Source organism: Mesorhizobium sp. BHbdii, assembly GCF_053848045.1.
In genome coordinates, this window is the sequence record NZ_JBSPKX010000013.1 from 1 (window position 1) to 21,161 (window position 21,161).

The following is a 21,161-nucleotide window of genomic DNA, read 5'->3' on the forward strand; positions in this document are numbered from 1 at the left end:
CGCCGCCGCAGGCTTGAAACGCCGGTCGGGCTACGCCCTCCCTGCGTTCCAAGCCTGCGGCATTCTCATCTTGATTGTCGTTGCGCTCTCACCTTGTTTGTCGCGCTATAGGCTTCGATCCGCCGGAGTGCTTTGCAGCGCGCGTACCGCAAATGTGTGCCGCAGATCGTGCAGACGCGGGCGGCGCTTCGCCGCCGGTACGACACCAGCCCTGCCGACCAGCCTGTCGAAGGTCTCTTTGACCGCAATGTAGCGCAGCGGCAGACCACGCGCGTCAACGAACACCGGATCAGTCTCGGAACAGGACCGGCGACGCGCCAGATAGCCCTTCAAGCCCGCTACTGCTGTGTTGTGCAGCGGCACCAGGCGCGTTTTCCGAACTTGGTCTCGCGGATCAGCAGGCCATCGCGCGTCACGTCGGCGACCGTCAACTTCAGCGCTTCGGAGATCCTCAACCCGGTGACTGAGAGCAGTGCGATCAATGTCGCATAGGTCCGCGAGCGCAAGCCGCCTTTGGGTCGAAGCCGAAGGGCGGCCTTGATGAGGCGATCGATCTCCGCTGCTGAGTAGATATGCGGCGAGCGCCGCGTCTTGCGGGCGCCGAAGTGATTAACCGGCGGCAGCTCATGCCGAGCGTCTTCAATCCGGACATAACGCACAAAGCGGCAGACGGCTTTTAGTCGGGCATCGCGTTGCGCGACAGACGGTCCGCGCGCCGCCCAATCGATTGCGGTTTGCGTGAGGACATGCGTTTGCCCGCGCTCGATCGCAAAGGCGGCAAAGCTCCTGAGCAGGTATCCCGCATTCAGCATCGCGAATCCAGTGGCACGGCGGAGCGCCAGATAAGTCTCGATGGCCTTCAACATCAGAGAACCTCCGGCCAGGGCTGCGCGATTTGCTTCAGGAGCGTGACATCGGCCTTGGCGTAATGGGCCGTCGTGTCGATGCCTCGGTGCCGCAGGACCAACCCGATCTTCTCGAGCGGAACGCCATGGCGCAGCATCTCGGTCGCCGCCGTGTGTCGCAGGACGTGCGCCCTCTTGGCTGGCGCCACGATGCCGGCCCGCTGCATGAGGCGTTTCACCACCGACGAGATGCCGTCACCGTTCCGGAACGGTCGAAACGGCGCGATATTGCGCAGGAACACGTGGTCGCTCGGGCAGGTCGAAGGGCGGCACGCGAGGTAGATAGCGATCGCATTTCCGGCGTCTTGCGGAAGTGGCAGACGCACTTCGTAGCGCGACTTGCCCGAGACCCGCAGCGAGCCCGTCTCCCACTCGATGTCGTCGAGGCGGAGTTGCGCCACGTCGCCGGCCCGCAGCCCGAGGCGCACCAAGAGCAGGACGATCGCGCGATCACGCCGGCGCGCAACGACTTCGCCATCGCATGCCGCGATCAGCCGGTTCACCTGCTCCGCCGCCAGATATCGCGGCAAGTCGGCAAGCCGCCAATGGGCATAGCCAGGAACGACATCGGCGAGACCTGCTCGGCAGCGGCCTTCGACAGCGAGATACCGCAAGAACGCGCGCAGGCTGGTCGTCAACTTCTCGACGGTTCCATTGCCGCAATGGCTCGCGCGGTCCAGGAAAAAGCTGCGAATAGCGGCTGGTTCCCACCGCTCTGGATCGTCCCCGAGTACCGCCATCAAGCGGGCGGCGTCGCGGGCGTAGAGCTTGATGGTGGAATCGGACGCCCCGCGGTGCTTGCGCAGCCACACTTCGAAGTGAGCCACCAGGCACGGCTCGGCACGCTGCAATGCGGCAGCGGCGGACTGGCAAACGCCGATTTCGACAAGGTGCTGACGAAAGAGCCTGGCGCCGAAAATGGTGTGGTGGTTGCGACGTCCTCCCATGGCGCGCGGACATCGACAAGTGCGCAAGTGCTCGCTGAACACCGCCAGATCAATGTCGCCGGGCATTGCCCCTTGCCGAACCACGACATGGCCGAGGTGCGCTGCCGCCCGAAAATATCGCGCGGCCGTGCCGGCGCTATAGCCCTGCCGCTCGAGCGCGGCTGCGAAACCGTCAAGAGTATGGTCCGCTTGGCCCGCTCCGCAAATGCCCCAGCATCTTCGGTGCCGAGAAGTAGATATCCAACATGTTCGTCCCCGTTTGTGACCGGCCATCTGTGGCCGCGTCGACGGAGGCGCAGGACCGCGCTGTTATGGAGATAAAAAGCGCAACAATTCACCGAAAATGCCGACGTCAGTGCGCCAGCTCCCCATTACTGAATCTGCCCATAAGGCAGGTAATGGGCGTCGCCCATTACCTGTCGCAACCGGCACTGCCCCAAATGCCAGGGACAGGCCTGCCGGGACTGGCTCGCCGCGCGTCAGGACGAGTTGCTTCCGGTTGCCTACTTCCACGTGGTGTTCACGCTGCCGGCCGAGGTCGCCGCGATCGCTTTCCAAAACAAGGCGGTGGTCTACACGATCCTATTCAAGGCGGCCGCCGAGACACTACGCACGATCGCCGCCGATCCCAGGCATCTCGGCGCAGAGATCGGCCTCATCGCGGTTCTACACAGCTGGGGCCAAACGCTCACCTACCATCCCCACCTGCATTGCATCGTGCCGGGCGGCGGCGTCTCGCCCGACGGCACACGCTGGATCTCGTGCAGGCCAAGCTTCTTTTTTGCCCGTGCGCGTGCTGTCGCGCCTGTTTCGCCGCCGCTTTCTGGAGGAACTGCGAGCGGCCCATGATGCGGGCCGGCTGGGCTGCTTTGGCGATCTCGCCCACCTGGCAAAGCCTGATGCCTTCGCCCGCAGCCGCAATGCCGGATGCGACGGAAGCCGTCGGGTAGTGTGTGCAGGAGGAAGCGGCGGATGAACTCGTGGGCGTCGAGCGTCATGACCTTCGTCCTGCCGCCATGACGATAATCTCTCCAGCGGAACGCGACGCGATCGTCGTCCATGCTGATCAGCCGGGAGTTGGCGATGGCGACGCGATGGGTGTAGCGGCCGAGATAGGCCAGCACCTGCTCCGGCCCGCCGAAGGGTGGCTTGGCGTAGACGACCCATTCGAGGCGACGGACTTCGGCGAGCATGTTCCTTGCCAATGGTCATCGAGCCGCCAAGCTCGACCTGTGCCGCAGGCTGCTGGCCAGCCCGCAGCAGGACGCTCTCGAACCGGATGCCGAAAGCGTCGCCGTCGCCGCCGCGGATCGCTGCCCCTGTTGCGGAGGACCGATGATCACGCTCGCCATCTGGCGGTGCGGACAAACGCCGCCGAGCCCTTTTGGAGCGACACCTCATGATCGCCCCCGGCGCGTCCTCATCGCCATGCGCATCCGTCGCCATGGGCGCCGGAACGCCAACTCTCGGCCCATCGCACAAGGGCGGAAGCAGCCAGGCTGGTCATGAGAGGCCCAGCAATCTGACCGACGGCACCCGCCATCACGATTCCGCCATCTATCGTGACGTCCTTCGCCGTCATCGCATCCCGAGAGCCCTTCATCAATCTGGCAAAGACTATCCCGGCCTCCGCTCCGGGCTACAATCCCCATAGCGCCAGTCCTGCCCGCGGCTCCGTTCAATCCGGCTTGCAATGAGGTCCGATAGCCAGCCCGACCGCTCCGCCGTGCCCGCGGACCTCACAGAAGCCAGATTCACAGAAATTCATACCCGAACGGATGCGCAGGGCCTTGCCATCGGCTTCTGCCTGACGCCCGGCCAGGCCTCGGACATGGCCGCCTACGAGGATCTGATGCAGGAGGAGGCGCCCGATCCGGCCGCGATGCTGGCCGACAAGGGCTACGACAGTGACGCCATTCGCAACGATCTCGAACGGCGTGGCGCAGACCCGGTGATCTCGACAAAGTCGAACCGCAGAGTTCAGTGCCAGGTCGACAAAGCCAAATACGCGCTGCGCAACCGCATCGAGCGCTTCTTCAATCGCCTCAAGCACTCACGCCGCATCTCAACCCGATACGACAAGCTGGCTTCCAGCTTCCTCGGCTTCGTTCAACTCGCTACGATCAGACACTGGATCAGGTTTGTCCACACGATCTAGCCTAAAGAGCAGGGAAGAATTCGGATAGCGGCGCTGGTTCGTCTTGATCATTGGAACCACTCAACTTTCTTTTCACAATCCTCGCTGCGGACTCGGTAGCCAATCGTGCTGACAAGCTCGGTCGCGAAGGCAGTGCTCGCAGCGAGATTGACCTCGCATCGCTTCACATTCGCAACAACGCCCGCGACACAGGTCCGGGCAAAGGCGTCGATGGCGTTGGAAAGCAGATCCACCGACCTGTGAACGCTGTAGACAATCACCGGCTCCATCGCGTTGAGCTGCAACTGTCCCGCCTCGGCGGCCATGGCGACGGTGCATTCGAGGCCGTAGACATAGAAGCAGACCTGATTAAGCGCCTCCGCCGCGACTGGGTTGACCTTGCCCGGCATTAGCGAGGAGCCGGGCTGAATTGCCGGCAGCACGATTTCACCAATCCCGCCATTCGGACCGCTCGATAGAAGCCGGAAATCGTTGGCGATCTTCGAGAGTTTCGCGGCACTGCGCTTGATCATGCCCATTTTAAGCATATACGCGCCCATGTCCCAGTTGGCCTCGATCAGATCGGGAGACCGGACCAAGGGTAGCCCGGTGATCTCAGCGAGACAGTCAAGGGCGCGGACACGGTAGAAGTCGCTGGCCGAAACCCCGGTTCCGATGGCCGTGCCGCCAAGATTCACCTCGCAGAAGAGGCTTTCGAGTTCGGCGTGGCGCTTGCAGTCTTCGCGCAGTGTGGAGGCGAATGCACCGAACTCCTGGCCCAATGTCATCGACACCGCGTCCTGCAGCTGAGTACGGCCGAGCTTCTGGATTCCGGCAAATTCCTTTGGCTTAACGGTTAAGGCACCGGCCAGGATGGCCAAGGTCTCCTGCAGGCGCCGGCTCTCGGCAATGACCGACAACCGGACCGCCGTCGCATAGGCGTCATTTGTCGATTGGGAGCGGTAACCTCATCATTCGCATGCACAAGACGCGATGCTCCACCAAGAATCTCACTGGCGCGGTTGGCGATGACCTCGTTCATGTTCATGTTGGTGGAGGTTCCTGCACCACCTTGAAGAACATCGACCGGGAACTCCGCGTCATGCTCTCCGGCGATGACCTCCCGACAAGCCGCGATGATCGCGTCGCGCTTCTCGGGCGCGAGACCGCCTTCATCGCAATTAGCCTTCGCCGCGGCGATCTTTACTTGTGCCAGCGACCGAAGAAGGTGTGGCAACCTTGCAATCGGCACGCCGGAAATCGGGAAGTTTGCGACCGCACGGGCGGTCTGCGCGCCATAATAGCGCTCCGCACGTGGACTGTCCCGAGGGAGTCGGTTTCCACGCGCAGGTTCATTGAAGGGGTCTCGTTCATCGTGGTCTCCAGTGGCCGCAGTCAGATTCGTCGCCGGATACACAGCGGATCTTCGCATACGGCGGTATTCAGGCGCTCATCTTGGGGCCGGATTCACTCCGCCCCTACAGCGGATGTTGAGTTTGTTTAGTTGTTGAAGCTACAGCGCCGACGATGCTGTTGACTGCCCATTTCCTTTGAGTTATGCAGGATTTCTGCATCGTTTTGGACAGCACGCATAAGATCCGCGGAATGAAGCTCGATCACGCAGACGCCGCCATCCTTAAGGCGGTACAACGTAATAATCGCCTGACCTCGGAAGAGCTGGCGGCGATTGCGAACCTCTCTCCCACTGCCTGCCAGCGCCGCCTCAAGCGACTGCGCCAGGAGCGGGTGATCGAGAGGGACGTTTCGATCATTTCTCCAAAGGCAGTTGGCCGGCCCATCGCGATGATCGTCATGGTCTCGCTCGAACGGGAACGCCATGACATTATTGACCAGTTCAAGAAGGCAGTCCGCGAAAGCCGTGAAGTAATGACAAGCTACTACGTCACGGGCGACGCAGATTTCTTGCTCGTCGTGACCGCCGAGAACATGGAAAGTTACGAGGAGTTCACGCGAAGTTTTTTCTATGAGAACCCCAACATTAAGGGTTTTAAGACAATGGTGGTCATGGATCGCGTCAAGGCCGGGTTCGAGCTGCCGATTGACATTGACTAAGCGGCACACCCGAGTCCACACGCGAGCGGACTTCCCGAACGCTTTCGCGGTGCATTGAACTCGGAAAATACCGCGTCCGCAGGAATTCGGCCAAACTAAGCAAAGATGGTAGAAATCCTGCGTGTAGTCGCAAAACTACGCCGCGGGGGAAACCTACGGGTACTTAAGATCGCCCATTGAGCTCCGAACGCGCGGTGCTGCTCTGACGGCGCCGCCGTAGCCAATGGGTTTTTGCATGCACGACACTATCTTGCTGGCACCCTTTGACGTGACCGACGCGGGTCTTTGCCGTTCGGACTCCTACATCAACGGCAAATGGCGGGGCGCCGGGGACGGCGCCTCCCTTCGCGTCTTCGATCCCGCAAGTGGCTCTGAAATCGGCTCGGTTGCGTCGCTCGGCGCGGCGGAAAGTGCGTCCGCAGTGGAGGCGGCGCAGGAGGCCTTCGCCCTCTGGTCTGCCCTCCTCCCGCAGCACCGCGCGGCGATCCTCCACCGCTGGTTCGACTTGATCATTGGGGCCAAGGAAGACCTCGCCCGCATCATGGTCGCCGAACAAGGTAAGCCGATCTCCGAGGCGCGCGGTGAGATCGGCTATGCGGCGAGCTTCGTCGAGTTCTATGCCGAAGAAGCCAAACGCCCCAACATCGAGGGTGTCACCAGCCACTTGCATAATGCCGAGGTCGAGCTTTGGCTCGAGCCGGTCGGCGTCGTCGCACTGATCACGCCCTGGAATTTCCCGTCCGCCATGCTGACACGCAAGGCTGCGGCCGCGCTCGCGGCAGGCTGCACGGTGGTGGCACATCCCTCTCACGAAACCCCTTTCTCGGCGCTGGCACTCGCCGAACTCGCCGAACGTGCGGGCGTTCCGGCCGGCGTGTTCAACGTGGTCACGGGTCGAGCCTCCACCGTGGTTCCGCCCTGGACCGCGGATTCGCGCGTACGGGCCCTTTCGTTCACCGGCTCGACCGAGGTCGGGCGGATCCTCTACCGGGACTGTGCCCGCACGATCAAAAAGCTGGTGATGGAACTTGGCGGCCATGCGCCGGTGATCGTGTTCGACGGCGTGGACCTCGATCATGCCGTCGCCGAGAGCATCAGGGCCAAGTTCGCCACTTCCGGCCAGGACTGCCTCGGCGCCAACCGTATCTTTGTCGAGCGTCCGATCTATGACGCCTTCTGCGATAAGTTCATCTCCGCAACCAGGGCGCTGACCGTGGGTCGGGGCATGGACGACCCGGACATCGGTCCACTGATGAACGAAAAGGCGGTCGCCAAGCAGGAAGAGCATGTCGCCGATGCTATTGCCAAGGGTGCCAAGCTCGCTTGCGGCGGCAAACGGCATGCGTCGGGCCCGCTGTTCTATGAGCCCACCGTGCTGACCGATGTGCCGGACGACGCACTGATCGTCAGCGAAGAGACGTTCGGGCCGGTCGCCGCAATCATGCCGTTCGACACCGAGAAGGAAGTCGTCGCGCGGTCCAATGACACCGAATATGGGCTGATCGCCTATGTCCACAGCCAGGATCCGCGTCAGATCTACCGCCTTACCCGCGCCCTGCAATACGGCATGGTCGCGGTCAACCGCACCAAGGTCACCGGCGCCCCCATCCCATTCGGAGGAACCAAGCAGTCCGGTCTCGGCCGCGAGGGCGCCCGCCGCGGAATGGAGGAGTTCATGGAAGTCAAATACGTCTGCCGCGACTGGGCGTGAGGCAAGAAAGGATCGATGAGATGTTGCACAACGACCACCTCCAACAATGGGACCGTGAGAGCTTCTTCCATCCCTCGACCCATCTGGCCCAGTTCGCCCGCGGCGAGGCGCCGCAGCGGATCGTCACCGGCGGCAAGGGCTGCCACATCCTCGACCGTGACGGCAACCGCCTGCTGGATGCCTTTTCCGGACTTTACTGCGTCAATGTCGGCTATGGGCGTGAGGAGATTGCGGACGCCATATCGGAACAGGCCCGTACTCTGGCCTACTACCATGCCTATGTCGGACACGGCACCGAAGCCTCGATCAAGCTAGCAAAGATGATCCTCGACCGGGCGCCGGATCACATGTCGAAGGTCTATTTCGGGCTCGGCGGTTCGGATGCAAACGAGACCAACATCAAGCTTGTCTGGTACTACAACAACGTTCTCGGTCGGCCGGAAAAGAAGAAGATCGTCTCGCGCTGGCGAGGTTACCACGGCTCAGGTCTCATGACCGGCTCGCTGACCGGCCTGGAACTCTTCCACAAGAAGTTCGATTTGCCGCTGGCCCAGGTGATCCATACCGAAGCCCCCTATTATTTCCGCCGGGAAAATCTGGCGCAGAGCGAGGAAGAATTCGTCGCCCATTGCGCCGCTGAGCTGCAAGGCCTGATCGAGCGCGAAGGCGCCGATACGATCGCCGCCTTCATCGGCGAGCCGGCGCTCGGCACCGGCGGTCTGGTGCCGCCGCCCGCGGGTTACTGGCAGGCGATCCAGGCTGTCCTCGTCAAGCATGACATTCTGCTCATTGCCGACGAGGTCGTGACCGGCTTTGGCCGCCTCGGCACCATGTTCGGTTCCGAACACTATGGCATCAAGGCGGACATCATCACCATCGCCAAGGGACTGACCTCGGCCTATGCGCCGCTTTCCGGGTCGATCGTCTCCGACAAGGTCTGGAAGGTGCTTGAGCAGGGCACGGACGAGTTCGGTGCGATCGGTCACGGCTGGACCTATTCGGCCCATCCAATCGGTGCGGCCGCCGGCGTCGCCAATCTAGAACTCATCGACCGGTTGAACCTCGTCGATAACGCCCGCCAAGTCGGCGCCTATCTGAAGAAGGCGCTTTCCGACGCCGTCGGGTCCCACACCAATGTCGGCGACGTGCGCGGCGACGGGCTGCTCTGCGCCGTCGAATTCGTCGAGGACAAGGGGGACCGGGTTTACTTCGATCCGGCGAAAACCATCGGCGCCAAGGTCAATGCAGCGCTTTTGAAGCGCGGCATCATCAGCCGTGCCATGCCGCAGGGCGACATCTTGGGCTTTGCTCCGCCCTTCTGCCTGACAAGCGAAGAAGCCGACGAGATTGCCGGCAAGCTCAAGGACGCCCTCACAGAGGTTCTCGGCTGAGGCCGAGCAACCTACACGCATCGATAAGGCGAGAACGAAATGAAAATTGGTGTCCCCAAAGAAATCAAGAACCACGAATACCGGGTCGGCCTGACGCCGGAAAGCGTCGCCGAACTGGTCTCGCGCGGCCACGATGTTGCCGTCGAATCCAATGCCGGCGCCGGCATCGGTGCCGCCGACGAGGCCTATGTGGCAGCCGGCGCGCGCATCCAGCCGACAGCGGCGGAGATCTTCGCCACGGTCGACATGATCGTCAAGGTGAAGGAACTGCAGGCCGCCGAGCGCAAGATGCTGCGCGAGGGGCAGATCCTCTATACCTATCTGCATCTCGCGCCGGACCCTGAGCAGACGAACGACCTGGTCGAAAGCGGGGCTGTTTGCATTGCCTATGAGACCGTTACCGACAATGCCGGCGGTCTGCCGCTCCTGAAGCCGATGAGCCAGGTCGCGGGGCGTATGTCGATCCAGGCCGGCGCCGCTGCGCTGGAAAACTCGCGCGGCGGCCGCGGCATGCTGCTTGGCGGCGTGCCCGGTGTCGCCCCGGCCAAGGTCGTGGTGATCGGCGGCGGCGTCGTCGGGTTCAATGCCGCGCAGATGGCCGTCGGCATGCATGCGGACGTTACCATCCTCGATCGCAACCCGGCACAGCTGGAGCGCTTGTCGAACCATTTCGAGGCCTCGGCCAAGGTCGTCTATTCGACCAAGGCAGCGCTCGAGGCGCTCGTCGCGGAAGCCGATCTGGTGATCGGCGCGGTGCTCATTCCGGGTGCGGCCGCCCCCAAGCTCGTCACCCGCGAGATGCTCGCCACCATGCAGCCGGGCGCGGTGATCGTCGATGTTGCGATCGACCAGGGCGGCTGCTTCGAGACCTCGAAGGCGACCACGCATGCCGAGCCGACCTACGTGATCGACGGCGTGGTGCACTACTGCGTCGCCAACATGCCGGGCGGCGTTGCCCGCACGTCGACCTACGCGCTCAACAACGCGACACTGGCTCATGCCATTGCGATCGCCGACAAAGGCTGGAAGCAAGCCCTTGCCGATGACGCCAACCTACGCAACGGGCTAAACGTCGCCTTCGGTGAGATTACCTACAAGGCCGTCGCCGACTATCTCGGCTATGCCTACAAGCCTGCCGAGCAGGTCGCCGCCTGAGGGCAGTTGACGGGATCCAAGGATGGAGATGGCTGCGAGGGCGATGAACGCCTGGCAGCGTGTCTCCTGGGACAAGACCACGCTCCGGCAATGCATCGATCCGGAGCGACCCAAATCGAAACTCGATGCCCCACGCCGCATGCCCTTCCCAAGCAGTCAGGGCGCATGGCGGCCCGTCCTGCCGGCGCTGTTCCTCCCCGCCGGCAGGACGTTTCTTTTTTAATTCATGATGCCAGGCATTTTTCGACAGGCTCACACCGTCCGCTCACCGGGGCCGCGATCCATGAAACTGTCACTACCTCCCAGGAGTTCGGATCTACTCCACGAAGTCGCAAAAGCGGGGCAGTAATAGCATTGCGAGGTAGACAAAGCACTGACGATTTGAAGCTCTCTTGGCGAACTGACGGCAGGTTGCCGGGCACGAATTGGCTGCTCTTCGACCGACCTAAAGCGCGCGTCCATACGGAATGCGCGTAGCAGCTATGACTGTCGCCGACCATCTTTCTCCAGTAATTTGGGCCGCTACCCAAAGCCTGCAGTCGCCAGTGCTGTCGAATGCAACAGTCATTGTCGATTGAACGCGCTGCTAACCCGCGTCCCGAAGAGCAACGCCCATGCCTCCGCGCTCGCTTTCTGTATCGCGACGATGCTGCTGTCCCCCGTCCACCAACCATTGCCAATCGCAACGACAGCGTCATGTTCGAAGACCATCGCCTCCACCACGGGCCAGACGAACAGCTGCTCATGACAGATCAGCGGCGCGATCCGAGTTCCTGCAACCTCGGCAATTGGACCCTCAAAGAAATGCGCTCTCGCTCCAGCCCGCGCCCACGGCTGCCACATCGAAACAGGCACAGGCATTCGCTGCCGATAGACGATTCGAGTCCCCTCCCCCGACACCTCCACAACGACATTGTCGTAGCCCGCCTCGTTGATGACGATCGCACCGCCCAGCACTATTGCGTCCACGCCCTGGAGGCCTTCGGCCCAGAAACGCTCTGTCGTAGGTGTCCAGATGCCGAAGGCGCTTTCCGTCAACACAATGGTCGAGACACCTGATGGTGCGGCCTGGCGGACCAGCGAGAGCGTTGCCAACTGCTGCTCGTAGTCAGCGTACTGATCTCGATTTTCATAGTGGAAATTCGTATCGATCCCAACCCACCCATCTGGCGCTCTTGGCGGGGTCCAAGTTGCGGCAGAAACCGCGAAGGCCAAGCCAAACACAAGCGTCGGGACCAGCCACGCCCTTGTGGTCATGACCGACAGACCCAGTGCGGTCACACCCAAACCCATCCAGCCCCAACCTCGAAACAGAACGCCGGCGGCGGTGATCGGGCTTGCCCATCCGATGATCCCGAATGGCGGGACGCTCATCAGGATCCAAGCAACGGCATAGCGCAGTGCTCTGCGCAATCCGGGGCTCGACGACCAAAACATGGTGTGAACGAAGACGAACAGAAGCGATGCGGAAAGCCAGGGCCCGATCCCGAGCCACATGTCGGTTTCGTAGAAGATCGACACACCGATGGGCAGGTCACGCGAGGCCGCCAGGAAATACGCCATCGCGACCAGCGCGGAAACCGCCCGCGATGGCGACCATGCCCAGAGCGCCGGGTACAGGCAGGCGACCGGCAGTGTGAGCACCTGGCCGCTCCAGGCAACAGCACCCACGACGGCCGCGCCGGCGATCAGGGCAACGGCAAAGGACATTTCACGGGTCGAAGGTAAGGATGGGCGTCGCCAGCCCGAGGACACCCTTGGCCGGGACCGGCCCGAAATATCGTGAGTCATATGACCCCCAGTAATCTGAATGAAGAAACAGCGTTCCGTCAGGTACGGCGCCGCCGCCGAATGGTGTGAGCGGCCGCCCCGACCCATCTATTGGCCGGAGTTCAGAATTCGGCAGCGTGTGCCCGTCGATCACGACGGAATGCCCGATCTCAATTGCCTGCCCCGGCAGCGCCACGACCGTCTTGATCAGGGGACTGAACCATCCGGGACATAAGCCGCGGCGTAGATATCCGCGCTCGCGCGCTTGCCGGAACGTGTCGGTCAGCGGCGGACAAATGAAGATGCGATCGCCGACTTGAACCTCGCGATCGAGCGAATCGATCCGCCAGAGACCGAGCGGGTAGCTCGGCGTGAAGTTCACCAGGAAACCGGCTGCACATCCCGCGCCGAACAGAACGACCGGAAGACAGACGAGAGCTGCCACGATTGCAATGCGCCGGCGCTTGATCACTGCTTCAGCCCCTGACTTTGCCGTTGTGTCTGGCGCAGGGCCTCACTTTCCTTCAACGCGGTTTGCGTGCGTTCGTGTGCGGCGACCTGCTGGCCGGCCCGCATCACCGGCCAGGCGGATTTCAGCTTTTCGCGCTCGGACGGAGACATGCCCTGGGCCGCCTTGTCGAAGGTCGAACCCGATGGATCCTTGGCTCCATTTCCGAGAAGCGTCCGCTCCCCGAACCGCTCCGAAACCGCCCTGTTGAACGTGTCGAGTTCGGCCTTGATCACGCGGTCGGCGAGCGCAAATCCGAGCGCCGCGGGCAGGTCGTTGCGATCGATGGCGTCACGGACCTTTTCCATGGCGCGCGCTGCCGCCGGCGACAGGGACGGGATATCGATCGAGGTCCGCTTTCGGTGTCCTTCCTCTTCCTGCCTGTTTTTCGCTGTCGCCCTCTGCCGCATGTCGAGATAGCGCTCGAGATCACGGCGGAGCGCGGGGATATTCACCTGCGCGACGCGCCGGTCTTCGCGGTCCGCCCGGCTAGCCAACAATCCATCGCGACCCTTCAGCGCCCCGAAGCTTGCCGCGTTCCGTTCGATTTCGCCGAGGCGCTCACGGGCGACATTCGGGTCTTCGACAACCGCCTCCAGTCGCATGGCCTTGAAGGCGGATTCGGGATCCGCGTAGACGAGCCGAATGCGATCCGAGAAATTGTCCCACTGCTTTTGCAGGACCGGATCGGTTTGCAGCTTTTGGTCGGCGGCATCGGTCACCGACACGGTGAAACCGGATATGCCCTTGACCATCGGCTCGGCCTTTCTGACTGACTGGGGAAATTGCTGAAGCGGGCGATCGAGGAGACCGAACCGCTCTCCGGCGGCCCGAAGCCGGAGCCCCAGATCGATGAGTTTCCGTTTCTGGCGGATGGTCCACTGAACCCTGTCGCGCATCAGGGTTCGCGCGACACGAACGAGATGGAGACCGCGATTGTTGGCGAAGCGCAGCGCCTGGGCATAGAAGCGGCCGCCTGCATAATCGAGCGTCACTTCCTTGGCGTTCTTTCGGGAAAGAAGCTTCTCCAGCCCACCGGCGAGGTGGAAGGACCGGCTGCCATAATAGAGTGTCATGTCCTCCCGGTGACGGGTCATAGCGACGTAGGTCAGATGCCGGTCGAGCGAGAGGGAGGCGAGCACCTTCACCCGGTCGACTGTGGTGCCCTGTGACTTGTGGATCGTCGTGGCGTAGCCGTGATCCAGGTTGCGGTAGAAGCGCTGGTCGACCACGACCCGCTGCGCACCCTCCCCGTCCCCGATGGTCGCAACGATACGACCCGGTGCGGCTTCGACGACCTTGCCGATCATGCCGTTCTTGACGCCGAGCGAGCCTTCGTTTTTCAGGAAGACGATCTGATCGCCGGCGGCGAACCGCCGCTCACCGTCCTCGGTTGTGAAGACATGGCCGGTCTCGATCAGCCCGCGCTCGACAAGCTTTTCCCGGGCCATCGTGTTGAGCTTGCGCACGTCGCGGCGCAGATGCGCGAGGATCAATGTCGCCTTTACCGGATCGTAGTCGCGGTTCCAGTCGGCAATGAGGGTTTCGACCGCATCGGCCTTCAGCGGCTGCGCGATCAATCGGCCCTTCGCACGATAGGAGGAAAGCGCTTCCGCCACCCGGCCACGCGCCAGATCGAGGGATGCGGCACGCATCCAGGCTTCCTTCTGACGATAGATGGTTTCGAGTTCGGCATAACCGGTGCGCTCGACGATCGCCCGAAAGGCTGCTCCCGCCTCGATCGGCTGCAGCTGCTCGGCGTCACCGACCAGGACCAGTTTGGCGCCGGCCTTCGTAACCGCTTCGACGAAACTCGCCATCTGCCGTGACGAAACCATGCCCGCTTCATCGAGAACGAAAACCGTTTTCTGATCGACATGTCGGCGGCCCTGCTGCCAGCCGAGCTCCCAGGACGCCAATGTCCGCGAGGGAATACCCGCTTCCTTCTCGAGACCCTCGGCGGCCTTGCCTGCAAGCGCGCCGCCGACGACGGTGTAGCCGGCCAATTCCCAGGCTTCGCGGGCAGCCTTCATCATCGTGGTCTTGCCGGCCCCTGCCCGGACGACCACGGTTGCGATCCGTTCCGCGCCCGCCACATGCTCGATGGCCGCACGCTGTTCTTCCGCCAGCCGCTCGTGGCGTCCGAAGACGGTTTCCAGAACCTTCGCCCGGACCGCAAACCCGCTGCTTTCCGACAGCCGGTTCGCGCGGGCAACCATCTCGGCCTCGAGCCTGATCATCGCCCGTGTCGTCAGCCGGGCCGGAACACGTGCGCCTGTTGCGAAATCGATGGTTTCATCGGCAAGCTTCAGGCATTCCGGACTTTCCGTGATGCGGGTCAAGAGCCGCTGGAAAGTCTCCGGATCATCGACATAGCGATGCAGCACCTTGGCGATGTCACGCTGATCGAAGACGCTCTTTTCGGAGGTGAGAATGTCGAGCACCAGCTCGGGCCGAGCCTCGACGCGCGCGGCGTTCTTTTGCCGTTGCGCCTCATGAAGCGCCAGCCGTTCGAGATCGATGGCGCTCGCCGCGGTCTCGGCCTTGCGCTGCAGCGCCTTGGCACCGACACCGATATGGGTGGTCGGCTCGATGTCGATGCCGCGCTCGGCATAGGACCGGCCATCGACACGGATTTCCAGTCCGGCCATGGCCAGGTGATGGTTCCGGAGATCGAGCCATCGCTGCCGTTGTACGAGGAATTCGACCTTCTCTCCGGACCAGAGCCTGTACTGGATCTTTCCGGTCTTGGTCCGTACCGGTTGCCCGTCCGGGCCGATCACGGCGACCTTCTTGGACCCGAACCCGTCTTCGGTCAGCGGGCGCAGCGTGGTCATCAGATGGATGTGCGGGTTACCGGGATCGTCGTGGAAGACCCAGTCGGCGACCTGGCCGCGGGCAAGCACCTGTTCTGAGACGAACTGCCGGACGAGCGCGACGTTCTGCTCGCGGCTCAACTCGACAGGCAGCGCGATGATGAATTCTTTCGCAAGCTGCGCGTCGCTGCGCTTCTCGAACGCCTCGACCCTGTTCCAGAAGGCCTCAGCGGCGCCGGCGACAGAACACTCCGCTACCATATCACGCGCCCATTTCGGGGCATCGGGCGCAGCAGGAACTCCTCATGGGCGGTTCTTCTTGTTGGAATAGTCGACGGTTCGCGCCTCGGCCTCGTGGCTCATTTTCGCGCAGTGGCGATAAGCGGCCGACAGCACCGCGCTGCGGCCATTTCCGCGCGAAATAAGCTGAGGTGTGAAATGCGTGATCGCCACGGCGCGGCAGGCTCCTGAGAACAAGTCCATCCTTGTTCCTTTCAGGAAGGCGGCCCACTCCAGGAGGGCCGCCGAGCGAGCCACGTCGCGTCGGCGACGTATTACTGCGCCCTTGGACGCATTCCTCGGAACGCTGGGATCATCACCCAAAGCGTCGGCTTCGCCGACCCGGCATTTCTGCCGGGATGCGCTCCACGCGCACCCGGGCGATTCTGCTCATGCCTTACGGACATTCGCGAGAACCGGGAGCAGACGGAATGAAGAAGCCATCGTCGACGATCAAACAGGAGATCGCCAGGCTGCAAGAGCAGCTCAAGGCCGCAGAAGCGCGCGAGGCGGAACGGATTGGCAGGCTCGCATTGAAAGCTGGCCTTGGCGAAATCGAAACCGACGAGACCAAGCTGCTGTCGGCCTTCGAGGAGCTGGCGAAACGGTTTCGCGGCGGAAGCAACGCGACCCGGAAGTCTCCGCCCGCGCAAAACCCGGCTGGCGCGTCTTCGGGCGGCAATAGCGAGGCTTGAGCGCATGCGACAGGCGAGCCGATCAGAAGCGCGCAGACAAGATACACGAGAGAAGATCCAGCTCGGCGGGCTCATCGCAAAGGCAGGCCTGCGCTACGAGAAACGCGCGCTCCTGCTCGGACTGCTGATCGACGGCGCCAGCCGGATCAAGACCGATGAGACTGAGCGAAACCGACTGATGGTCATCGGCGAGAAGGCGTTTTCCGATGACAGCAACTAGGGTTCTTTTCCTGACTGCACCGGTCGGCTTGATGATCGCAGTGTGTATTGGACTCACCGGCTGCGAAACGTGGTTGGCACCGTTCGGCAATTCGCCCGAGGCGCAGCAGGCGCTCGGGCGGATCGGCCTGGCCGTGCCCAGTGCGGCCGCCGCAGCCATCGGGGTTATCTTCCTCTTCGCCGCGCGCGGCGCCATCGCCATCAAGTCAGCTGGTATCGGTGTTCTGATCGGTGCGAGCGGCGTGATCGCCATTGCGGGAATGCGCGAGATCACGCGCCTCGGAAGCTTCGCTGAGGCCGTTCCGGACGGTCACCGGCTGATCGAATATGCCGATCCTTCGACCGGCATCGGCGCGATGTTCTGCTTCTTCGCCGGCATGTTCGCGCTGCGTGTCGCATTGCGCGGCAATGCCGCCTTCGCCGCCACGAGGCCGCGCCGGCTGACAGGCAAACGTGCGATCCACGGGTCGGCGGACTGGATGTCGCTCGCCGAGGCCAAACGCATGTTGGGCGAAGACGGCGGCATCGTCGTCGGCGAAGCCTATCACGTCGACAAGGACAGTGTCGCGAGCCACACGTTTCGTGCCGATGACAAGCAGTCCTGGGGCGCCGGCGGCAGGTCGCCGCTGCTGTGCTTCGACGCCTCCTTCGGCTCGACGCACGGCCTGGTCTTTGCCGGGTCGGGCGGGTTCAAGACGACGTCGGTCACGGTGCCAACAGCGCTGAAATGGGGCGGCGGGCTGGTCGCGCTCGATCCATCCAACGAAGTCGCACCCATGGTCATTGAACACCGGCGCAAGGCAGGGCGCGACGTCTTCGTGCTGAGCCCGAAGGATGCCTCCGTCGGTTTCAACGTGCTCGACTGGATCGGCCGCTACGGTGGCACGAAGGAGGAGGAAATCGTTGCCGTGGCGAGCTGGGTCGTGACGGATACTGGACGGCAGGTTTCAATGCGGGACGACTTCTTCCGCGCTGCCGCCCTTCAGTTGATCACCGCGCTGATCGCCGATGTCTGCCTCTCCGGCCATACGGAAAAAGAAAAGCAGACGCTGCGCCAGGTGCGCATGAACCTCTCCGAGCCGGAACCGAAACTGCGCGAGCGGCTGCAGACGATCCACGACAATTCCGAATCCGAATTCGTGCGCGAGAACGTCGCCGCCTTCGTCAACATGACGCCGGAAACATTCTCCGGCGTCTATGCAAATGCGATCAAGGAAACCCACTGGCTGAGCTATCCGAACTATGCCGCACTCGTGTCCGGCTCGAGCTTCTCGACCGACGATCTCGCAAATGGAAACACCGACATCTTCGTCAATCTCGACCTCAATACACTTGAGGCCCATCCGGGGCTGGCGCGCACCATCATCGGCGCATTGCTGAATGCGATCTACAATCGGAATGGGGAGACGAAGGACAGGACGCTGTTCCTGCTCGATGAGGTGGCGCGGCTTGGCTATCTGCGTATTCTCGAGAGACGGCGCGGGACGCCGGCCGCAAATACGGGATCAGCCTGCTCTGGCTCTTCCAGTCGATCGGCCAGATGCGCGAAACCTATGGCGGCCGCGACGCCACATCGAAATGGTTCGAGAGCGCGTCCTGGGTGTCGTTTGCGGCAATCAACGATCCGGAAACCGCCGACTACATCTCGCGGCGATGCGGCAACACGACCGTGGAGGTCGATCAGCTCAGCCGGACCTCGCAGATGTCGGGATCGTCGCGGACGCGCTCGAAGCAGTTGGCGGGACGGCCGCTGATCCTGCCGGAGGAAGTGCTGCGCATGCGCGGTGACGAGCAGATCGTCTTCACCGCGGGCAACCCGCCGCTGAGGTGCGGACGCGCGATCTGGTTCCGGCGCGAGGACATGAAATCGGTCGTAGGCAAGAACCGGTTCCACTGAACCGAGTGACCAAAACAATGGTGCGACGGAAAGGTTGATTCCCGCCCCAGGAAGAATGTCCGACCGAGCGCGGCTGAGAGCGGCCGCGCGATCACGCTATGCTTGCCAGCTGTCGCGATGTGTCGACAATGGCGGCACAGGGGGAGACGACAATGGCATTCTTCAGATGGCTGTTCGGCGGATCGAAATCGAACGAAGCGGCAAGATCTTCGACCCGCAACGGCTGGACCGTTTCCGAGAACGACAATCCGACGATGGTCGAAGGATCGACGCGCGTCACGGTCTTCCCGCAGGATCGTGGCTGGAAATTCTGCATCGCGGATGTCGAAGACAATGAGGAGCCCTACTTCTCGGAAGCCTACGCCAGCGAAGGCGCCGCAAAGGAGGAAGCGCTCGCCTATCTTCGTGGAGGCCCGTCACGGCACGAGCCTTTGTCGGCAGTGTACGCTGAGAATCGCCGTGAACGGTGGGAAGAACACATTCGGGACCGCGCATCGCTGATCGCTGAGATGGAGCGCTCCCTTTCGACAAACACCGAACTGGCCATCACGGCGCTGCGGAAACCGCAGGCCAAGGTCGCAAGCCACCTGAAGCAGCTTGACTGGCAGATCGCCGAATATAATCGCGCCGGTGTGTCGTCCGAACTGATCGCGTTGGCCGAGCGGCAGAAGCAGAAGCTGGCAAGACTTGCCGAAGAGATCGACAGCAGGATCAAGGCCAGACAGGCGCAACGCCCGGCGCGAAAGCCGCTGCTCTCCGACAGCCGCTTGTCGCCGGAACTGGCCGAAAAAATCGATGACCTGATCGACCTGTTCGCCAGGGAACCGATCATGGATGACAAGAAGCGGGAGCGGCTGAGCCGGCAGGCGACGCGCGCGGCAACGCAGAAGATGCTGGACGAGGGGCTCACCTATGGCGAGGGTTCTGGCGCGCCGGACTTTTTGAACCAGGACGATGCCTCGTTTCGGGCTTTCATGAAGACCGCCGATCAGGATCTCGCCTGGCAATGCGACACGGTGAGCGACGCCTTCAGGCATTACCTCATCACGGGCGAGATTCCGGCGCCGCACTATCCGATGAGGGTCGCGGTTCTGTTGCGCAAGGAGAAGGATTTCGAGCGGGAGAAGCGCTTCCTGGCAGCATGGTGCAGACATTTCCCGTCGGGCAACGGCACCACCTACGCCAAACTTGTCGAACGAGCGAGGCAGTCAGGCGCTGTCCCTGAGTGACATCAATTTCATGAATCGATCACCTGCCATCGATTCAGGAAACGCGTTGGACGGCGCTTCCACAGGAAGCGAGACTGTGGGGCATGAGCAATTCCGAACCCGCGCCCGTCCACCTTCGCCGTATCGATCCGGCGCAGAACATGCGCCGCTTTTACAGCCTCAGCATCCAGCCGACGCTGTTCGGCGGGGCGTCCCTCGTCCGCGACTGGGGCCGGATCGGAACCCGCGGGCAGATTATGGTCGAAACCTTCGATCATGCGGCGGAAGCTACCCATGCATTGGGCCGGCTTGAGAAGACGAAAAGGCGCCGCGGCTACCAGGATGCTCGAAGGCGCTGAACGACCCGGTCAACGGACAAGACAGGACGACGGCCCCACCTCGCGGCGGGGCCGTCTGGTAGTCAGTCCCGGGCCGTTGGGGCGGGACCAGATGAGCTGCAGGCCTTCCTGGCCTTCCACCTCGATCAGGGTGGCGTAGATCGGAGCGGGGAAGCTCGGGTCGTCCAGCTTGATCGACAGGTAGTCGCGGCCCTCGTTGGAGACCTTCTGCCAGGCGGCGCCGAGCTCAACGTTGGCGCCGGCGAAGATGCGGAAGTGCGGACCCTTGTCGGAGGGATTGTCGACGCGGACCAGCTTGGCCTTGACGTTGAGGTTGAGGGTTTTGATGACTCCGGAAAAGCCGTTGGCCGAAGAGGTGAAGGTGCCGATGGTAGCCATGTGTCTCATTCCTTTGGTTTTCTCGGGCCGCGCCCATCGCGACCTCGATGACGGTCTTGAGATCGGAGGCGATCGGCCTGCACCCCACCGGGGTCCCCGTTGCGCTTGCGCAATGGGGTGGTCCTTAGGGCTGGAACGTGAGTGGAAGGCGGCCGGAAGAGACTTTCTTGATCCGCAAGGAATGGCGGAAAAACCGGGGTCCCCACGCGACCTGTCGCGTGGGGTGGTTTCGACAGGGGAAGAAAGTCTCGGACGGCCGTTGCAGGGTGAAGATCGAGAGACCGCGCGAGCGGGATCGTCCTTCGGTCAGACCCCGTCACATCGAGGACGCAGATGGACGTGGCCTTCGAAACATCCGGAATGAGAACAGGCGATCTATTGGCATGATCACACCGGCGACACACCGGCGGACAAGCTCACGATCGGCCCCCAGCAAGGGGCAGGTTTCGCCGAGAAGCCGCACACGTGTCGCCTCGGCGCTTCGTTTCGCAGGAGCAACCGGGCTCCGCCACCGCAAAGGGAACCTGAACGGGCAGATGCGCACCGCCGATCATGGGCGCCCGCTCCTCGCCTGTTCTACCCGCCTGGTCGAGGCGACCGGCGAGGCAAGGACCTGCCATGCCGGTGTTGCCCTCAAGTACCGAGGCTGCGGCTCGAAGGCTCCTCCGCAAGGCGGAGCCGCGCCCTGAACCGAACAGCCGACGGAACACGCG

Annotated in this window: 16 protein-coding genes and 6 pseudogenes; 12 read left to right on the forward strand and 10 right to left on the reverse strand. The window is 62.7% G+C overall.

Features of this window, described 5'->3' with window-relative positions; all coding sequences use genetic code 11:
- Window positions 1-105: 105 nt before the first annotated feature.
- The 3 genes from ACWTU8_RS30025 to ACWTU8_RS30035 are packed head-to-tail and all read right to left on the reverse strand — an operon-like array spanning window position 106 to window position 1,918.
- Window positions 106-333, reverse strand: a complete 228-nt coding sequence (locus ACWTU8_RS30025) for a tyrosine-type recombinase/integrase (RefSeq protein WP_455850988.1) — start codon at window positions 331-333, stop codon at window positions 106-108.
- A gap of 5 nt (window positions 334-338) precedes the next feature.
- Window positions 339-866 carry a tyrosine-type recombinase/integrase gene (locus ACWTU8_RS30030; protein WP_455850989.1) on the reverse strand — a complete coding sequence of 176 codons (528 nt, stop codon included), beginning with the start codon at window positions 864-866 and terminating at the stop codon, window positions 339-341.
- Window positions 866-1,918, reverse strand: coding sequence for a tyrosine-type recombinase/integrase (locus ACWTU8_RS30035; protein ID WP_455850990.1), 1,053 nt, complete (start codon window positions 1,916-1,918; stop codon window positions 866-868). The genes ACWTU8_RS30030 and ACWTU8_RS30035 overlap by 1 nt, the downstream gene beginning before the upstream one ends.
- A gap of 348 nt (window positions 1,919-2,266) precedes the next feature.
- Here ACWTU8_RS30035 and ACWTU8_RS30040 point away from each other — a divergent pair.
- Window positions 2,267-2,762, forward strand: a pseudogene (locus ACWTU8_RS30040) (IS91 family transposase); the annotation flags it as partial.
- Between the two features lie 4 nt (window positions 2,763-2,766).
- Here ACWTU8_RS30040 and ACWTU8_RS30045 read toward each other — a convergent pair.
- Window positions 2,767-3,042, reverse strand: a pseudogene (locus ACWTU8_RS30045) (transposase); the annotation flags it as partial.
- Between ACWTU8_RS30045 and ACWTU8_RS30050 the strand changes: the two are divergent.
- Together ACWTU8_RS30050 and ACWTU8_RS30055 are read left to right on the forward strand one after the other, a co-directional pair.
- Window positions 3,042-3,255, forward strand: a pseudogene (locus ACWTU8_RS30050) (IS91 family transposase); the annotation flags it as partial. The pseudogenes ACWTU8_RS30045 and ACWTU8_RS30050 sit on opposite strands and share 1 nt — an antisense overlap.
- Before the next feature lie 290 nt (window positions 3,256-3,545).
- A complete protein-coding gene (locus tag ACWTU8_RS30055; RefSeq protein WP_455850991.1) occupies window positions 3,546-4,010 on the forward strand; it encodes an IS5 family transposase in 465 nt (154 codons plus the stop codon).
- A 47-nt stretch (window positions 4,011-4,057) separates the two neighbouring features.
- Here the strand turns inward: ACWTU8_RS30055 and ACWTU8_RS30060 are convergent, their stop codons facing one another.
- Window positions 4,058-4,909, reverse strand: a complete 852-nt coding sequence (locus ACWTU8_RS30060) for a lyase family protein (RefSeq protein WP_455850992.1) — start codon at window positions 4,907-4,909, stop codon at window positions 4,058-4,060.
- Complete coding sequence (locus tag ACWTU8_RS30065) at window positions 4,846-5,421, reverse strand: lyase family protein (RefSeq protein WP_455850993.1); 576 nt, start codon at window positions 5,419-5,421, stop codon at window positions 4,846-4,848. The genes ACWTU8_RS30060 and ACWTU8_RS30065 overlap by 64 nt, the downstream gene beginning before the upstream one ends.
- 173 nt (window positions 5,422-5,594) lie before the next feature.
- Here ACWTU8_RS30065 and ACWTU8_RS30070 point away from each other — a divergent pair, with 173 nt between their 5' ends.
- The 4 genes from ACWTU8_RS30070 to ald all read left to right on the forward strand — a co-directional run bounded on the left by ACWTU8_RS30070 (window position 5,595) and on the right by ald (window position 10,319).
- The gene (locus ACWTU8_RS30070) at window positions 5,595-6,062 is read left to right on the forward strand and encodes an Lrp/AsnC family transcriptional regulator (RefSeq protein ID WP_455850994.1); all 468 of its coding nucleotides are present in this window, start codon (window positions 5,595-5,597) and stop codon (window positions 6,060-6,062) included.
- A gap of 235 nt (window positions 6,063-6,297) precedes the next feature.
- Window positions 6,298-7,773, forward strand: a complete 1,476-nt coding sequence (locus ACWTU8_RS30075) for an NAD-dependent succinate-semialdehyde dehydrogenase (RefSeq protein WP_455850995.1) — start codon at window positions 6,298-6,300, stop codon at window positions 7,771-7,773.
- Between the two features lie 20 nt (window positions 7,774-7,793).
- On the forward strand, window positions 7,794-9,164 hold the full coding sequence (locus tag ACWTU8_RS30080; RefSeq protein WP_455850996.1) for an aminotransferase class III-fold pyridoxal phosphate-dependent enzyme: 1,371 nt from the start codon (window positions 7,794-7,796) through the stop codon (window positions 9,162-9,164).
- 39 nt (window positions 9,165-9,203) lie between these two features.
- Entirely contained in the window at window positions 9,204-10,319 is a 1,116-nt protein-coding gene (gene ald / locus ACWTU8_RS30085) for an alanine dehydrogenase (RefSeq protein WP_455850997.1), read from the forward strand.
- 564 nt (window positions 10,320-10,883) lie between these two features.
- Here the strand turns inward: ald and ACWTU8_RS30090 are convergent.
- The 3 genes and pseudogenes from ACWTU8_RS30090 to traA all read right to left on the reverse strand — a co-directional run bounded on the left by ACWTU8_RS30090 (window position 10,884) and on the right by traA (window position 15,896).
- The gene (locus ACWTU8_RS30090; RefSeq protein ID WP_455850998.1) at window positions 10,884-12,029 is read right to left on the reverse strand and encodes a conjugal transfer protein TraB; all 1,146 of its coding nucleotides are present in this window, start codon (window positions 12,027-12,029) and stop codon (window positions 10,884-10,886) included.
- A 1-nt stretch (window position 12,030) separates the two neighbouring features.
- On the reverse strand, window positions 12,031-12,558 hold the full coding sequence (gene traF / locus ACWTU8_RS30095) for a conjugative transfer signal peptidase TraF (RefSeq protein WP_455851023.1): 528 nt from the start codon (window positions 12,556-12,558) through the stop codon (window positions 12,031-12,033).
- Window positions 12,558-15,896, reverse strand: a pseudogene (gene traA, locus ACWTU8_RS30100) (Ti-type conjugative transfer relaxase TraA). The gene traF and the pseudogene traA overlap by 1 nt, the downstream one beginning before the upstream one ends.
- A 227-nt stretch (window positions 15,897-16,123) precedes the next feature.
- On the opposite strand from traA, the gene traC reads away from it, so the two are divergent.
- The 5 genes and pseudogenes from traC (at window position 16,124) to ACWTU8_RS30125 (ending at window position 20,070) form a co-directional block, all read left to right on the forward strand.
- Window positions 16,124-16,387 (forward strand): conjugal transfer protein TraC, encoded by a 264-nt coding sequence (traC, locus tag ACWTU8_RS30105; RefSeq protein ID WP_455850999.1) that lies wholly within the window; start codon window positions 16,124-16,126, stop codon window positions 16,385-16,387.
- 4 nt (window positions 16,388-16,391) lie between these two features.
- Window positions 16,392-16,607: a conjugal transfer protein TraD gene (gene traD / locus ACWTU8_RS30110; protein ID WP_455851000.1), complete on the forward strand. Its 216-nt coding sequence runs from the start codon at window positions 16,392-16,394 to the stop codon at window positions 16,605-16,607.
- A pseudogene (gene traG / locus ACWTU8_RS30115) lies at window positions 16,594-18,503 on the forward strand (Ti-type conjugative transfer system protein TraG). The gene traD and the pseudogene traG overlap by 14 nt, the downstream one beginning before the upstream one ends.
- A 152-nt stretch (window positions 18,504-18,655) precedes the next feature.
- Complete coding sequence (locus ACWTU8_RS30120; RefSeq protein WP_455851001.1) at window positions 18,656-19,732, forward strand: hypothetical protein; 1,077 nt, start codon at window positions 18,656-18,658, stop codon at window positions 19,730-19,732.
- 83 nt (window positions 19,733-19,815) lie between these two features.
- The gene (locus ACWTU8_RS30125; protein WP_455851002.1) at window positions 19,816-20,070 is read left to right on the forward strand and encodes a WGR domain-containing protein; all 255 of its coding nucleotides are present in this window, start codon (window positions 19,816-19,818) and stop codon (window positions 20,068-20,070) included.
- 75 nt (window positions 20,071-20,145) lie between these two features.
- Here the strand turns inward: ACWTU8_RS30125 and ACWTU8_RS30130 are convergent.
- Window positions 20,146-20,448 (reverse strand): annotated as a pseudogene (locus tag ACWTU8_RS30130) (DUF736 domain-containing protein); the annotation flags it as partial.
- Window positions 20,449-21,161 lie beyond the last annotated feature (713 nt).

Excerpts from the sequence above, each read along its gene's own strand:
- ACWTU8_RS30030 (WP_455850989.1), bottom strand. The coding sequence starts at position 866 with ATGTTGAAGGCCATCGAGACTTATCTGGCGCTCCGCCGTGCCACTGGA.
- ACWTU8_RS30035 (WP_455850990.1), bottom strand. The coding sequence starts at position 1,918 with ATGCCCGGCGACATTGATCTGGCGGTGTTCAGCGAGCACTTGCGCACT.
- ACWTU8_RS30055 (WP_455850991.1), top strand. The coding sequence starts at position 3,546 with ATGAGGTCCGATAGCCAGCCCGACCGCTCCGCCGTGCCCGCGGACCTC.
- ACWTU8_RS30065 (WP_455850993.1), bottom strand. The coding sequence starts at position 5,421 with ATGCGAAGATCCGCTGTGTATCCGGCGACGAATCTGACTGCGGCCACT.
- ACWTU8_RS30070 (WP_455850994.1), top strand. The coding sequence starts at position 5,595 with ATGAAGCTCGATCACGCAGACGCCGCCATCCTTAAGGCGGTACAACGT.
- ACWTU8_RS30075 (WP_455850995.1), top strand. The coding sequence starts at position 6,298 with ATGCACGACACTATCTTGCTGGCACCCTTTGACGTGACCGACGCGGGT.
- ACWTU8_RS30080 (WP_455850996.1), top strand. The coding sequence starts at position 7,794 with ATGTTGCACAACGACCACCTCCAACAATGGGACCGTGAGAGCTTCTTC.
- ald (WP_455850997.1), top strand. The coding sequence starts at position 9,204 with ATGAAAATTGGTGTCCCCAAAGAAATCAAGAACCACGAATACCGGGTC.
- ACWTU8_RS30090 (WP_455850998.1), bottom strand. The coding sequence starts at position 12,029 with ATGTCCTTTGCCGTTGCCCTGATCGCCGGCGCGGCCGTCGTGGGTGCT.
- traC (WP_455850999.1), top strand. The coding sequence starts at position 16,124 with ATGAAGAAGCCATCGTCGACGATCAAACAGGAGATCGCCAGGCTGCAA.
- traD (WP_455851000.1), top strand. The coding sequence starts at position 16,392 with ATGCGACAGGCGAGCCGATCAGAAGCGCGCAGACAAGATACACGAGAG.
- ACWTU8_RS30120 (WP_455851001.1), top strand. The coding sequence starts at position 18,656 with ATGGCATTCTTCAGATGGCTGTTCGGCGGATCGAAATCGAACGAAGCG.
- ACWTU8_RS30125 (WP_455851002.1), top strand. The coding sequence starts at position 19,816 with ATGAGCAATTCCGAACCCGCGCCCGTCCACCTTCGCCGTATCGATCCG.